Source organism: Desulfurivibrio nitratireducens (assembly GCF_044068515.1).
In the GTDB taxonomy this organism is placed as follows: domain Bacteria; phylum Desulfobacterota; class Desulfobulbia; order Desulfobulbales; family Desulfurivibrionaceae; genus Desulfurivibrio.
In genome coordinates, this window is record NZ_JBIPKI010000008.1 from 48462 (window position 1) to 63618 (window position 15157).

A 15157-nucleotide genomic window follows, 5' to 3' on the forward strand; every position below is an offset into this window, starting at 1 on the left:
TGCCGAAGTTTGGCCTAAAACCGGAAGAGCCGGCGCAGCTCTTCTTGCAGTTTTTCTTCCGGCTGCGGAGCCGGCGCTTCTTCGGGGGCGGCTTCCGGATCAGCCGGGGCCGCCGGTCGCCCGTTGAAAAGTCCTTCCAGACCCCGCAGGCCCTCCTGGCGCAACTGTTGCTCAAGCTGGCGCAGGTTCTGCTGGAGTTGCTCCAGGCCGGCGCCGCTCAGGTCGGGACGGTAGCTCAGTTCCGCGAAAGTGCCGCTGATTCTGATGGGAACCGCGATCCCGCGCAATTGGGCGAGCTCCCGGCCTTCCTGCCCTTCGGGAGTGGCTACCACCGTGGTGGTCAGCAGATAGTCGACCTGCTCGCTGACTAGATCGGCCGTACCCGCGCCGGTGGCCCGCAGTAGGGGCGACATCAGGTTCAGATCCCGGTTGCTGACCAGGCCGTTCTTGATCTGGGCGCTGCCGGTGAGGGCGGTAAAATCGGTAACCGCTTCCCGCTCCTCAACCGCCAGGGTTCGCCCCTGGATCAGGGCGCTGGTCTGGCGCAGCATGCGGCCGATATTGACTCCGACCACCGCACCGTCGCTGAAACTGAACCGGGTTTCCCCATTGAGGTTGGCCTTCAGGGCCTCGATTTTGGCCCCGGCGGTTTCCAGATTGTAACTGATATCGGCCCGGCCCCGAATCCGTTCCCGGTCGCCGGTCAGGTCCCGCAGCAGGGGGCCGGCCTGAATGCCGCTCAAGCTGTTCTCGGTCTTGATCGTCGGCTGTTCGCCGGCGGCGTCCAGGCTGACCTTGGCGTTCATCCGGCCCCCGTAAAGGGCGGCGTCCAGAGGCTGCAGGCTGATGCGGCCATCCCTGGCCTTGATCCCCAGACTGAAATTTTCCAGTTGCAGACCGGAAATTTTCAGTTTTGCCGCTCGCAGGTCGCCGTCAAGCCGCAACTCCCGCAGCAGTTCCACCGGCAGCAGGGCGGCCCCGGCGAGTGCCGCGTCGGGGGGGACCGGCTGCTTTTCACTTTCCGGGGGCAGGTAGCGATCAAGATCGATTTGATCTATTTCGAGATTGAATGCCAGATCAAGGCTATCCAGATCGTTGACCACCATTTGGCCCCGGATCAGGCTATCATCCAGGCGCAGATCCAGGGGGGCGATGGTGAATTTGGCCGGGCTGCCGCTGATCCTGGTCTTAAGGGCCATCCGGGTCAGGGCGTTATGGTCGGCGGTTTCCGGCACGGCCACATCGAGCAGGGGCATAACGGCTCGGGCATTGAAAGGCGGCAGTTCCAGGTCCAGGGTGAAAACTGGGCTGATGAAAATGTCCTGGGCCGCCAGTTCGGCGGTGGCCGCCAAACCCAAGGCCCGGCCGCTAAAATCACTTATCCTTAGTTGTCCTTGGGCCAGATCGGCAGTGAGAGCTGCAGCCAGCTCGAAAGAATTTTGCCGGGCGGTGGCGACGCGGTCGGCCAGGGCCCATAATTCCTGGTGGACGCCGGTCTCCTGGCCGGCCGGACCATCCGGCTGGCCGGCAAAGGCCGCCCCCACCCGGAGCAGCATGGGCAGGTCGCCGCCTTCGAGCCTGAATTTTCCCTGCAGGCTGGGCTTGTCAGCCTGCAGGTTGCTGAGGCGCCAGTCGCTGGCCAGGCTGCTGTTAAGGGCCTGGAGGCGTAAATGGGGGATGACGATATCCGGGCCTTCGCTGGCAAAAACCACCTCAGCCAGCAGGCCCCGGTTGCGCAGGCCGGTGAGGGCCCGGTCAACTGCCTCCCGGTCGGTTCCGGGACGAAGGCGGGCGGCCACGGCCAGCAGGGCGGGTAGATCCGGTCCCTCGGCCTTGATGGCGCCTTGCACATCGGGTTGGGCGGACTGGATATTGGCGGCTTCCAGGTTGCCGCTGATGGTGGTTCCCAGCAGCCGGGCCTCGAGCCGGGGTACCAGGGCCTGGCCCCGACCGGGATCAATGGCGAATTCCGTCTGCAGGGAAACGGCTCTTTCGCGCACGCCGGCCAGTTGTTGGCCCAGGGGCAGCTCAAAGATATTGAGCAGGCGGACCAGGTCGGCGATCTCCGCCGTTAATTCCCCCCGGCAGCCGGGGAGCGCTTCGTTGAGATCGTGCATTTCCATCCGGGCGGTAATCTGGGCCCCAAGCCCCTCGAGACGGAACTCGTCAAGCTGGGCCCGACCCTGGCGGCTGTCGAAATCAAGCAGGGTGTGGAGGTTCAGCTCGGCCTGGCCGCCGGGGACGGTGGGACCGCTGAAGGTGGCGCGGGCCTCCAGGGGCTGCAGGGCGTAGCGCTCGGCCCTGAGATCGTAAACCATGGTGCCCTGCACGGCGGCAACCACATCCATTTGCGGCTGCTTGCTGGTGGCGCCGAAGTCAAGCTCCAGCTCAATGGGATCGCCGAAGGAGAGTGCCCCGATGCGCAGGCTGAGATCCCGGATTTCGGCTTCCTGGCCGCTGACCCCATCCTGCCAGCTGATGCCCGTATCGGTGATATTGACCCCGCCCAGAGCCAGGGCGGCGAAGGGCGGCCCGGGCGGTTTCTCAGGCTTGCGGTGGGGTTCAGCCGGGGCCGGGGGGCCGGTCAGGTCTTCCCAGTTGCCGACTCCAGCCTGGTCGCGGGCCAGGTTAAGGCGCAGGCCGGCCACTTGGACGGTGTCCATGATCACCTCCGAGCGCCAAAGGGGCCGGGTGGCCACGGCCAGGTGAAAATCTTCCAGGCTGAGGAATGGTTCCGGGCCGAAGCCCGGGGCGTTGCCCAGGGTAAGGGGGCCGCCGGCGAGATAAAGGCTGGGCCAGAAGCCCCAGTCCAGGTCGCCGGTTAGCTGGAGTTCGCGGCCAGTCCGGTCGTAAACCATTTGCGCGATCCGGTCCTTATGGCGATTGAGATCGATCAGGTTGGCCGCCGCCACCAGGCCGACGATCAGCAGCAGCATCAGGGCAACGGTGAACAGCAGGATAAATTTAATGATTTTCATGGCGGCTGGGTCCCAAAGAATTTAAGCTGGTCGGCAAGGCCGAGGCCTTGAGATTCGGCGGCGTTCCGGCCGGAACCTGCCGGCGGAATCGTTTTACAATCTAAATGTTATCATTTTTTGCTAGGGGATTGAAATATTTTTCCCCGGTGCCGGGTTAAATGCGGCTTGGTTCGGCGCATGCCGGCCGCTGCGGCCAAGGGTGACGAGGAATAAGCAATATGGATTATCTCCTGATCGGCAACGGAGCGGCGGGCATAACCGCGGCGGAAACCGTGCGGCGCCATGATGCCGCCGCCCGGATCACCGTGCTGGCGGCGGAGGAATTTCCCTTTTATCAGCGGACCCGGCTCAATGAATTCATCGCCGGTGAGTTGGCGGAAGAGGAATTGACGGTGCGTCCGCCGGCCTGGTACGCCGAGCGGGGGATCGAGGTGGTCTACGGCTGCCGGGCGGTGAGCGGTGATCCGGCCCGGCGGCTTATCCGGACCGCCGACAGCCGCGAGTTCGCCTATGACCGCCTGTTGCTGGCCACCGGCAGCCGTTCGTTCCGGCCCCCCATAGCCGGGGCCGGCCAGGCCGGGGTTTTTACCCTGCGGAGTCTGGCCGACGCCAAGGCCATCAAGGAATATGCTCGCCGGGCGCGGCGGGCGGTCCTGATCGGTGGCGGCCTGCTGGGCCTGGAAAGCGGCCATGCCCTGGGCAAGCTGGGACTGGCCGTAACCGTGGTCGAGTTTCTGCCCCGCCTGCTGCCCCGCCAACTGGATGAAAAGGGGGCGGCCCGGCTCCAGGGCCTGCTCCAGGCCCGGGGCTTCGGTTTTGTGCTGGGCCAGGGGACCAGGGAAATTGTCGGTGGCGGCGAGGGCTCGGCCCTGACGGTGGTTCTGGGCGACGGGCGCGAGCTGGCCGCGGACCTGGTGCTTATTTCGGCCGGAGTCCGGGCCGAGCTGGATCTGGCCCGCGCCTTGGGGCTTGAGTGTGATCTGGGGATCAAGGTGGATGAGCGGATGCGGACCAGTGAGCCGGAGATTTACGCCGCCGGTGATGCCGCCCAGTGGCAAGGGCCGCCCGCCGGCATCTGGCCCGCGGCCTTTCAGCAGGGCCGGATCGCCGGGGCCAATATGGCGGGGCGGGAAAGTCTCTACCAGGGGACCACCCTGGCCACCAGGCTCAAGGTGGCCGGCATCGATCTGGCGGCCGCCGGCAATATCGACGCCGAAGGCAGGCTGGCGGCGGTGGTCGAGGAGACGGCGGCAACCTACCGCAAGATCGTCCTGGACCAAAACCGGGTGGCGGGCTGCATTCTCCTGGGCGCCAGCGGCGACTTCAATCGCCTTACCGCCCTGATGGCCAGCGGGGAAAAGGTGGCTGATCCGCGCAAGTTGCTGACAGAGCTCGACTGAGGGGACGTCCGGCCAAAGTTAACCGGCCGCCATGGGCGCAAGTCGGCACGGCGGCCGGTTAACCTTGGCCAAACCCGCTCTTGGGCCGGCTGCTACCGTTTGCGGGGGCCGCTGACTTTGCGCCGCTCCGTGCCGGCCCGGGCCGCGCTGCCACGGGGATATCTCTTTACCCCGGTGCGGGGGCGGGCCGGTTTGGCCGCCCGGCTTTGCCGGGGCGGGGGGGCTTCGCCGTCCGGGCGGAGCTGCAACTGGCGGCTGCAGACCCAGACCGTTTCCAGGTGCTCCACCAAAGGCGGCGGCAGGTCGGGGGGCAGGTCGACCAGGCTGAAGCTGTCGTAGATCTTGATCGCCCCGATATCCCGGCTGTTGAGATTGGCTTCGTTGGTGATGGCCCCGACGATATTGCCCGGCTCCACGCCATGCTGGCGCCCCACTTCGATGCGATAACGCCGCCATTCCGTCCGGCCTTCCCGTGCCTTGGGGTGCTCCCGTTCCGGCCGCCGGGGCGGGGTGAAACCCGGTTCCTGGCGGGACCACCGTTCTTCCCGGCGGGGGGGCTCGTAGATATCTTCCCGGGTGTCGGGTTCCGGTCCTTCTTCGGCCTGGAGGGGGCGTTCCTTCTGGTGCAGGTAAGCCAGGGCCGCGGCGATCCGGCGGGGGGCGACGTCGTATTCTTCCTGAAAATTGTCGACCAGCTCCTCGAAAAATTCCAGTTCCTGCTCCGCCATGGTTGCGCTGATCTGTTCCTTGAATAAGGTGATCCGCCGGTCGGTGATATCCTGGCGGCTGGGCAGCCGCATCGGGGCGATGGCTTGCCGGGTGGCCTGCTCGATGGCCGCCAGCAGCCGCCGCTCCCGGGGAGCGATGAAAATGATCGCCTTGCCCAGGCGCCCGGCCCGGCCGGTGCGGCCGATGCGGTGCACGTAGGACTCGGTATCGTAGGGCACGTCGTAGTTGACCACGTGGCTGATCCGCTGGACATCCAGGCCCCGGGCGGCGACATCGGTGGCCACCACGATATCGAGGGCCCCGCTCTTCAGTTGTTCGATGGTTTTTTCCCGCATCTGCTGGGTCATGTCGCCGTTGAGGGCGGCGCTGGCAAAACCCCGGGCTTCCAGCTTTTCCGCCAGCTCCACGGTGGCCAGCTTGGTGCGGACGAAGACCAGCATCGCTTCGATTTCCTCGGCCTCGAGAATCCGGGTCAGGGCGTCGAGCTTGTGCAAGCCCTTGACCTGCCAGTACCGCTGGTCAATGGTGTCTACGGTGGAAGTCGGGGTTTTAATTTTGATTTCCACCGGGTTTTTCAGCTGGCGCCGGGCCACCCGCAGCACCTCCGGCGGCATGGTGGCGGAGAACAGCGCGACCTGGCGCTCCGGCGGGGCGTGCTTGAGGATATCCTCGACAGCGTCGATGAACCCCATTTTCAGCATCTCGTCGGCCTCGTCCACCACCACTGCGGTCAGCCGGTCCAGTTTGAGGGTGCCCCGGCGCAGGTGATCCTGGATGCGGCCGGGGGTGCCGACCACGGCCTGAACCCCGCGCTGGAGCTGGCGCAGTTGCAGGGCCATGTTCTGGCCGCCGTAAAGGGGCAGCACCTGGAAGCCGGGGAGGTGGCGGGCAAAGGTCTGCATGGCCTCAGCGACCTGCAGGGCCAGTTCGCGGGTCGGGGCAAGTACCAGGAGCTGGGGAAATTTTTGGCTGACATTGAGACGGCTGAGCAGGGGCAGGGCAAAAGCGGCGGTTTTGCCGGTGCCGGTCTGGGCCTGGCCCAGCAGATCGCGCCCGGCCAAAAGGGGCGGGATGCTCTCGAGCTGGATCGGAGTCGGAGTTTCAAAGCCGATTTCGTCAACCACCTGCTGGATGGCCGGGGCCAGCGGCAACTGGTCGAAACGGGGGGTGTCGGTGCTAGTCATGGTAACCTTGGGTAAAAGAGGAGAGGGAAAAATCACTGGCTGGGAGAACTTATTATATACCCTATTTAGCGGGGGATGAGAAGGGATAACGCCATCCCCTGCTGTGGGGCCCGGCCCGGGAGCCTGGTGTGATGACCCCGGCCGCCGGCAGATCCCGCCACCGGCCGCGGCCGGCGGCTTTAAGAACCGGCGCTGCCCATCCCGCGGCGGCTGGGCCGGCCCCCATGCTGGCCGTTGGCGCGACCCTTGCCGTTGTCCTCGGTGGCCTTTTTGCGGTAGCTCAGGGCGGCATAGCCCAACTGCTTTTCAACCTCGGCGCTGAATTCCCGGCAGGGGCGTACGGTCAGATCCTCCGAGGCGGTGATTTCCACCTCGCCCCGGTCGGGAAACAGGAGGTTTAGGGCCACCCGGCAGGGGCCGTGGAAGCGTTGGACCGCGTGCTTGACCGCTTCAATCCGGGGCCGGTCCAGGCGGTCGGCCCGCAGGCGGATTACCACCCGGTCGGTGTATTTGACCTGGGCTTCGGCCAGGCTGTCCACCGTTTCGGCGATCATTTTGACCCCGCTTTCCTCTTTCTGCACCTTGCCCTGGATCACGATGGGCTCGTCGCCGCTCAGCAGGTGGGAACAGGTGGCGAAGGCCTCGGGGAAAATCACCACCTCGGTGGAATCCACAGTGTCCTCCAGGGTGAGGAAGGCCATCGCTGCCCCTCTCTTGCTCCGGTGGTGCTTGAATTGGCGGATCAGGCCGCCGACCCGGGCCGGCTGGTTTTCCGGCCACTCCTTGAGTCCGTGGAGATCGGTATCCACCAGGGCCGCCAGTTCGCGTCGATGTTTATCCAGGGGATGCCCGGTGAGATAAAAACCCACGGTTTCCTTTTCCAGGGCCAGTTTTTCCTTTTCCGACCATTCCGGCAGCTCCGGCAACTCGATGCTCACCGCCCGCTCCGCATCCGCCTTGGGCATCGCGGCAAAAAGGGAGATCTGGCCGCTCAAGCGATCGCGCTGGGCCGCCTGGGCCTGGTCGACGGCCTGATCGAGGATGGCGAAAAGCTGGGAGCGCCGGGCTCCCAGGGAGTCGAAGGCCCCGGCCTTGATCAGGCTTTCCACCACCCGCCGGTTGACCTTGCGGCCATCCACCCGCAGGCAGAAATCCTCCAGCGACTTGTAGGGGCCGTCGGCTTCCCGGACCTCGAGGATCGACTCCAGGGCGGCGCCGCCGACGTTCTTCACCGCCGCCAGGCCGAAGCGGATGCGGTCGTTGATAACCGTGAAATCGCGGAACGACTCGTTGATATCGGGGGGCAAAACCTCGATTTCATGTTCCTTGCACTCGTTGATATAGCGCACCACCTTGTCGGTGTTGCCCATGTCGCAGGAGAGCAGGGCGGCCATGAACTGGGCCGGATAGTGGGCCTTGAGCCAGGCGGTCTGGTAGGCCACCAGGGCGTAGGCGGCGCTGTGGCTCTTGTTGAAGCCGTAGCCGGCGAATTTGGCCATCAGGTCGAAGATGTGCTCGGCCTTCTTGGGGTCGATCCGGTTTTTTTCGCAGCCGGCCAGGAATTTGCCCTTTTCGGCTTCCATCACCGCGGCGATTTTCTTGCCCATCGCCCGGCGCAGGTTGTCGGCATCCCCCAACGAGTAGCCGGCCAGGACGTTGGCGATCTTCATCACCTGCTCCTGGTAGACGATAACCCCGTAAGTTTCCTCGAGGATCGGCTCCAACTGGGGCAGGGGATACTTGGCGACCATCCGGCCGTGCTTGGTGTTGACAAAGTCGTCCACCATCCCCGATTCCAGGGGGCCGGGGCGATAAAGGGCGACCAGGGCGATGAGGTCGGAAAAGACCTCCGGCTTCATCTTCATCAGCAGGCTGCGCATGCCCGAGCTTTCCAGCTGGAAAACCCCCAGGGCGTCTCCCTTGCAGAGCAGGTCGTAGGTTTTGGGGTCATCCATGGGAATGGCGGCGATGTCGATCTCCTGGCCGAGATCACCCTTGATCAGCTTGAGGGCCCGGTCGATGACGGTCAGGGTTTTCAAGCCGAGGAAGTCGAACTTGATCAGCCCGGTCATCTCGGTGTACTTCATGTCATACTGGGTCAGCACCTCGCCCTTGGGGCCGCGGCAGAGGGGGAGATACTCCACCATCGGCTTGGGCGAGATCACCACCCCGGCGGCGTGGATCGAGGTGTGGCGATTGAGGCCCTCCAGGGTCCGGGCGGCGGTGAGCAGTTCGGCCACGGCCGGCTCCCGCTTCATCAGGTCCTGGAGCCGCGGCTCCTTTTCGATGGCCTTGTCCAGGGTAATGCCCAACTCTTCCGGGATCAGCTTGGCGATCCGGTCCACGTCGCCATAGCTCATCCCCAGGGCCCGGCCCACGTCCCGGATCACCGCCCGGGCCTTCATCGATCCGTAGGTGACGATCTGGGCCACGTGCTCGGAACCGCCGTACTTCTGCTGGACATACTCAATCACCTCGCCCCGTCGCTCCTGGCAGAAGTCGACGTCGAAGTCGGGCATCGACTTGCGTTCGATGTTGAGAAAGCGTTCGAAGATCAGGCCGTAGGGGATGGGGTCGATATCGGTGATTCGCAGTGCGTAGGCCACCAGGCTGCCGGCCCCGCTGCCCCGGCCCGGGCCCACCGGGATATCGCGGTCCTTGGCCCAGTTGATGAAATCGGCCACGATCAGAAAGTAGCCGGGAAAGCCCATCTTGATGATAACATCGATCTCATGCTCCAGCCGCTGGCGGTAAACCTCTTCCTGCTCGGGGGTCAGCCCGTCGCGCTGGCGGATTTCGCGTAGCCGCTTTTCCAGGCCCTGGCGGGCGGCCCGGCTGAAGACACTGGCCAGGGTTTCGCCGGCCGGCAGAGGAAAATCCGGAAAATGATGGGAGCTCAAATCCAGTTCCAGGTTGCAGCGTTCGGCGATTTTGACCGTTTCCGCCAGGGCCTCGGGGCAATGGCTGAAGGCCTTTTTCATCTCCGCCGGCGATTTGAAATAAAGTTCGTCGGTGGAAAAGCGGAAACGGTTGCTGTCGGCCATGGTCTTGCCGGTCTGAATGCAGAGCAGGACCTCGTGGGCCTGGGCCTCCTCCCGGTTGAGATAATGGCAGTCATTGGTGGCGATCAGGGGCAGATGCAATTCGGCGGCCAGCTTTTTCAGGCCCTGGTTTACCGTCTGCTGCTCGGGGATCTTGTTTTCCTGCATCTCGAGATAAAGCCGGCCGGGAAAAAGCTCATGCAGGCGCTGGGCCGCCCGGCGGGCCCCGGCCAGGTCGCCCCGGACCAGCAGGGACGGCACCAGGCCGTGGAGGCAGGCGGTCATGGCGATCAGCCCATCGCTGTGGGCGGCCAGGATCTCCATGTCGATGCGGGGCTTGTAGTGAAAACCCTCGAGCTGGGCGATGCTGGCCAGTTTCATCAGGTTGCGGTAGCCGGTCTGGTCCATGGCCAGCAGCATCAGATGAAAGGCGGCGGCACCGGCGCTTTTGGCGCTCTTGTCGGTCCGGCTTTCCGGGGCGATGTAGAATTCGCAGCCGATGATCGGCTTGATCCCGGCCTTGCGGGCCTTGACGTAGAACTCCAGGGCCCCGAACATCGCCCCGTGGTCGGTGATCGCCACGGCCTTCATGCCGTATTCCCGGCACTTGTCCAGCAGCCGATCCAACCGGATGGCGCCATCCAGGAGACTGTACTGGGTATGGACGTGGAGATGGACAAACCCGGCGGACTCTTCCGGGGCGAGGCTGGTTTCCACTGCTTCCGGCATTACGGTACTCCGTGCACTGATAGGTGGTGGGTTGATTGCGGGAGGCCTGGCGACAGACGGCGGGCCGGCTTAATCCTCGTTGTCCAGGGGCTTGGCCTCGTCGATGAGCATGATCGGAATTTCATCGCGAATTTCATAAAGCAGCCGGCACTGGTCGCAGATCAGGCCGTCTTGCTGGGCGGTGAGCCGCACCGGGCCCTTGCACTGGGGACAGGCCAGAATGGCCAGCAGTTCTTCGTTGAGCATATGCGGTTCTCCTTAATAGAGCTGCAAGGGGCGGCTTTCCAGGGTCCAGGTCACCCCCGTGTGAAGGGGGGCAGCAAAAATTTGCTTCGGCCCCCTTGGCGCCTGGCTTGGTATCGCTAGAGCCGGTTATTCGAACAGGGCGGTGCTGAGGTAGCGCTCGCCGGTGTCGCAGATCACGGTGACAATCCGTTTGCCCCGGTTTTCCGGGCGGGCGGCTACCCGGAGGGCGGCCAGCACATTGGCGCCGGAAGAAATACCGCAGAGAATGCCTTCCCGGGTCGCAATCTGGCGGGCGGTGGCCAGGGCCTCGTCATTGGTAATGGTGATGATTTCATCGATGATGGCGGTATTGAGCACCGCGGGGACGAAGCCGGCCCCGATTCCCTGAATTTTGTGGGGACCGGGCTGGCCGCCGGAAAGCACCGGAGAATCCGCCGGCTCCACCGCGATGGCCTGAAACTGAGGGCGCCGGTCCTTGATGACTTCACCGACCCCGGTAATGGTGCCGCCGGTGCCCACCCCGGCCACAAAAATATCAACTTCGCCCCCGGTGGCCTGCCAGATTTCCTCGGCCGTGGTGCGGCGGTGAATTTCCGGGTTGGCGGGATTGCCGAACTGGTCGGGCATGAAGCTGTCGGGGGTGACGGCGGTGAGTTCCCGGGCCTTGGCGATGGCCCCTTTCATTCCTTGGGCGCCGGGGGTCAGCACCAGTTCGGCCCCGAAATGCTTGAGCAGGGCCCGCCGCTCCAGGCTCATGGTTTCCGGCATGGTCAGAATCAGGCGCAGCCCCTTGGCGGCGCAGAGGAAGGCCAGGGCAATGCCGGTATTGCCGCTGGTGGGCTCGATGATAACCGTCTGGGGACCGACCTTGCCCTCGGCGGCGGCCGCCTCCAGCATGGCCTTGCCGATTCGGTCCTTGACGCTGAAGGCCGGATTGCGCGATTCCAGCTTGACCAGGATCTCCGCCCCGCTGTCCCGACCCAGTCGCTGGAGGCGCACCAGGGGAGTGGCGCCCACCAGGGCGCTGAAGTCTTTGATGTCGTTGGTCATGGTTAATTCCTTGCTTTAAGGTGATAAGGAGGTGAAAATCCTGCCGGTCGAGGGGCCCAGATCAGCGGCTCGCTGGCCGGGTTGCCCGGCGCGCACCGTAGCGGGAAAATAACCCAAATCGACGGAAAGGTAAACGCCGGGATGAGCGGTGCCGCATGGTTGGCGGCAACCGGCTGAAAGTCGGTTACTAACAATCGATGACCGGTACAAAGACTGCAATGGTGACCGATTCGGGCAATAAACCGGCCATTAAGAATAAGCGAGGGAGAACGGCATGTTGCAGAGCCAGGGGCCGCCCTTACCGTTTTTCCAGCAGAAAAATGCCGTAAGTGGCCCTGAGGTTGGGCAGCAAACGGACCACGTTGCCGTGCTGATCGTGATGGTCGGTGTTGATCGCCGTCTCCCGGCGGATGCGCCAGCCCATCTTCTTGATGAAACGCTGGAAGTCGGCAATGCTGATCACCCTGATATTGGGGGTGTTGTACCATTCGAAGGGCAATTGCTTGGAGACCGGGGCCCGGCCCTGGGCACAAATCTGCCAGCGGTTTTTCCAGTGACTGAAGTTGGGGAAGCTCACCACCACCTGGCGCCCGATCTGGAGCAGGGTATTGAGCAACTGGGCCGGAGCATAGACCTGCTGCAGGGTCTGACTGAGGATGACATAGTCGAAGGTGTTGTCGGCGTAGTCCTGAACCTCTTCGGTGATGTTGCCCTGGAGGACGGTAAGGCCCTTTTCGATCCCGCGCAGGACCTTGGCCTCCACCATTTCGATTCCGGTGCCGTTCACTCCCTTGTTCTGCTTGAGGTGGTAAAGCAGATCGCCTTCGCCGCAGCCCAGATCCAAGACCTTGCTGCCCGGTTTGATCCAGGAGGCGATTACCGTCAGATCAAAACGCATTGGCTGCGCTGGGGTGCCCGGTTGGCCGGCTCGGCTCGCTGGAGGGCCGGCTGTGGGTCGTGAGGCCGAAGTTGCCGCTTTCACCGCATCCTCGCCAAGGCTAGGGGGTTTGCCCGGGTTGTCTATTTTCACGCTGCACTCGCTCGAGGAAGTTGGCGATCAAGCGGCTGAGTCGCTGGTTGGGGATCAAAAAGGCATCGTGGCCGCAATCCGCCTTTATTTCGCAAAAACTGACATCCAGGCCGTTTTTCTTCAGGGCCCGGACCAGTTCCCGGGACTGGTACGTGGGGTAGAGCCAGTCCGAGGTGAAGGAAACCACCAGGTAGCTGGCCTGGGCGGCGGCGAAGGCCTCCACCGCCGAGCTGACCCCGCCGCGCCGCTCCAAGTCGAAGTAATCGGCGGCCTTGGTCACGTAAAGAAAGGAGTTGGCGTCGAAACGCTCGACGAACTTGTGGCCCTGATGGCGCAGGTAGCTTTCCACCTGGAAATCGATGTCGAACTGGAAGGAAAAATCCTTCTTTTCCTGGAGGCGGCGCCCGAATTTGCGCCGCAAGGCTTCGTCGGAAAGATAGGTGACATGGCCGATCATCCGGGCCACCGCCAGGCCGGTATCCGGCTTGGGCCCGTCGTAATAGTGGCCGTGGCGCCAGTTGGGATCGGCCATGATCGCCTGGCGGGCGATCTCGTTGAAGGCGATGGCCAGGGCCGAATGGCGCATGGTGGTGGCCAGGGCGATAACTCCCGCGACCTGGTCGGGATAGCGCAGGCTCCATTCCAGGGCCTGCATCCCGCCCAGCGAGCCGCCGATTACGCCCAGCAAGCGGGTAATGCCCAGGCTTTGCAGGAGCCGGTGCTGGACCGCCACCATGTCGCCGACGGTAACCACCGGAAAATCCAGGCCGTAGGGTTTGCCGGTGGCCGGGTTGGGTGCACAGGGCCCGGTGGTGCCGCCGCAACTGCCGAGAATACTGGTGCAGATCACAAAGTAGCGGTCGGTGTCGAGCCCCTTGCCCGGCCCCACCATGTTTTCCCACCAGCCGGGCTTGGTATCCCCTTTGCCGTAATAGCCGGCGACATGGCTGTCGCCGGAAAGGGCATGGAGAACCAGCACCGCGTTGTCCCGCTCGGGGGCAAGCTCGCCGTAGGTTTCGTAGGCCACTGTCACCGGGCCGAGCCGGGCCCCGCTTTCCAGGACCAGCAGATCCTCGGGCTGGGCGGCGAAAGTAAAAAATTTTTTCTCCACGATACCGACGGAGACACCATCGCTATCACGGGCGGCATATTCACTCATGGTCGCTCTTGATCAGGTTCAAGATTCATGATTAAAGGAGCAAGCTCCCGGCGGCAAAACCGGGCGCCGCACTTAAGGCAGCCCATCCTTGAACCTTTCCTCCTGAGCTTGGCACCTGCTAAAGCAATACCGACATTACTTCGCATTTTTTGCAGACTTCCATTTTTTCCTTCCAATTCTTGCGCGCCTGGCATTCGCAGATGGTACCGTTGATAAACCAGCACATCTTGCCGGCGCGAAATTCCCAGGCCGGGCATTTTTTCTTCCGGGAGGGGGGGCATTTTTTAACGATCCAGCAGGGCCGGGGCGCTTTTTCATGCAGTTCGCGCTGACGGGAAAGGAGGAAATACATCTGGCGCTCCACATGGGGCGGGATCGACCGCCAACCTTGTTCGTAACTGTGGATGGCCTTAATGGAGGTCCCCAGCAGTTCGGCGATTTCCTTCTGGGTTTTTTTGAGTTTTTTGCGGGCTTTGAAAAAAGTGGCGCTCTCCATGTGTCACCTCTTGCGCTTCGCGTTTGTGAGGTAAGCCGGTAATCCGGCCGATTAGGGGAATATAATCTATTATTAAGGGCAAAGCTAGTTCGGCAGTCGGTCAAGCGCTCTTTTTTTCTTTATTATTGACCGATTCCGAGGGCTCTTGTCCACTGTTGATTTTGTACCACTTTGTCAGCCAGAAAGAAAATATATTCCATTAAGGCGAGGCGCAAGAATGAAGATCAGTTGTGTAATTCCCACCCGTGACCGGGCCGGCATGCTGGCAACGGCCATTGCCAGCGTCCTGGCCCAGGATGTCGCCGGTGTTGAACTGGTGGTGGTGGATGACGGCTCGGTGGATGGTACCGAAGAATTATTGGTCCGTCGTTTCCCTCAGCTCCGGCGGCTGAGGTTGCCCGGCTTGGGCCCGGGACCGGCCCGCAATGCCGGGGTGGCCGCGGCGGAGGGCGATGTCATCATGTTCCTGGATTCCGATGATCTCTGGACCAGTGATCATGCCGGCCGCTTATGCCGGGTGTTGCGGCAGGGTTATGCCGTGGCTTACGGCACCACCCGCACCGTCGACCGGTTGAACGGCGGGGAATTTCTCATACCCGAGCCGGACCAGATTTGCGAAGGCGACTGCTTCACAGCTCTGCTGCGTTGGTGCTTTCTGGTGCCTTCGGCCCTGGCGGTCAGCCGCCAGGCCTTTGAGCGCGTGGGCGGTTTTAGTGCCCAGGGTCTGGGGGAGGATTGGGGTTTTGCCCTGCAGCTGGCCCAGAATCACACCTTCGGTTATGCCGGCCCGGGGGAAATCGCCCGGCGCCAATTGCATGCCGGCAGCCTTTGCCGCCTGCAAAGCCAGGCTACCCTGAGCGGTGCCCTGCAGGGCCTGCGGGATCTGTCCTGGGACGAGGCCCACCGGCCGGCGGCGCGGGCGCGCTTCAACCAGTTGCTGGCCTGGCTGGCCGAGCAGGAAGAGCAGTTCAGCAGTGTCCAGGCCTGGTATCAGGCTCTGCGTCGCGACCGCATGATCTAGGTGGCAACCTTGCAGCAGCACCGCATCTTGCGGCGATCGGCCCGGCTTGCATAGCAAACTATGCGGCGCCGGTCCGCTTGCCGCAACCTGCGGC

10 protein-coding genes are annotated in these 15157 nt (G+C 63.5%); 2 read left to right on the forward strand and 8 right to left on the reverse strand.

Features of this window, described 5'->3' with window-relative positions; translation table 11 throughout:
• Positions 1-14 precede the first annotated feature (14 nt).
• On the reverse strand, positions 15-2978 hold the full coding sequence (locus ACHHTY_RS04385) for an AsmA family protein (RefSeq protein WP_395492848.1): 2964 nt from the start codon (positions 2976-2978) through the stop codon (positions 15-17).
• 218 nt (positions 2979-3196) lie between these two features.
• Here ACHHTY_RS04385 and ACHHTY_RS04390 point away from each other — a divergent pair, with 218 nt between their 5' ends.
• On the forward strand, positions 3197-4378 hold the full coding sequence (locus ACHHTY_RS04390; protein WP_395492849.1) for an NAD(P)/FAD-dependent oxidoreductase: 1182 nt from the start codon (positions 3197-3199) through the stop codon (positions 4376-4378).
• Positions 4379-4470: 92 nt separating this feature from the next.
• On the opposite strand, the gene ACHHTY_RS04395 is transcribed toward ACHHTY_RS04390, so the two are convergent.
• From ACHHTY_RS04395 to ACHHTY_RS04425, 7 genes are all read right to left on the reverse strand, one after another.
• On the reverse strand, positions 4471-6291 hold the full coding sequence (locus tag ACHHTY_RS04395) for a DEAD/DEAH box helicase (RefSeq protein WP_395492850.1): 1821 nt from the start codon (positions 6289-6291) through the stop codon (positions 4471-4473).
• 179 nt (positions 6292-6470) lie between these two features.
• Positions 6471-10061 (reverse strand): DNA polymerase III subunit alpha, encoded by a 3591-nt coding sequence (gene dnaE, locus ACHHTY_RS04400; protein WP_395492851.1) that lies wholly within the window; start codon positions 10059-10061, stop codon positions 6471-6473.
• Between the two features lie 69 nt (positions 10062-10130).
• Positions 10131-10307: a Trm112 family protein gene (locus ACHHTY_RS04405; RefSeq protein ID WP_395492852.1), complete on the reverse strand. Its 177-nt coding sequence runs from the start codon at positions 10305-10307 to the stop codon at positions 10131-10133.
• A 126-nt stretch (positions 10308-10433) separates the two neighbouring features.
• Positions 10434-11357 carry a cysteine synthase A gene (gene cysK / locus ACHHTY_RS04410; RefSeq protein WP_395492853.1) on the reverse strand — a complete coding sequence of 308 codons (924 nt, stop codon included), beginning with the start codon at positions 11355-11357 and terminating at the stop codon, positions 10434-10436.
• Positions 11358-11655: 298 nt separating this feature from the next.
• Entirely contained in the window at positions 11656-12255 is a 600-nt protein-coding gene (gene metW, locus ACHHTY_RS04415) for a methionine biosynthesis protein MetW (protein WP_395492854.1), read from the reverse strand.
• A gap of 100 nt (positions 12256-12355) precedes the next feature.
• Positions 12356-13546, reverse strand: coding sequence for a homoserine O-acetyltransferase MetX (metX, locus tag ACHHTY_RS04420; protein WP_395492855.1), 1191 nt, complete (start codon positions 13544-13546; stop codon positions 12356-12358).
• Between the two features lie 118 nt (positions 13547-13664).
• Entirely contained in the window at positions 13665-14042 is a 378-nt protein-coding gene (locus ACHHTY_RS04425) for a helix-turn-helix domain-containing protein (RefSeq protein ID WP_395492856.1), read from the reverse strand.
• A 217-nt stretch (positions 14043-14259) separates the two neighbouring features.
• On the opposite strand from ACHHTY_RS04425, the gene ACHHTY_RS04430 reads away from it, so the two are divergent.
• Positions 14260-15063: a glycosyltransferase family 2 protein gene (locus ACHHTY_RS04430; protein WP_395492857.1), complete on the forward strand. Its 804-nt coding sequence runs from the start codon at positions 14260-14262 to the stop codon at positions 15061-15063.
• Positions 15064-15157: the final 94 nt, after the last annotated feature.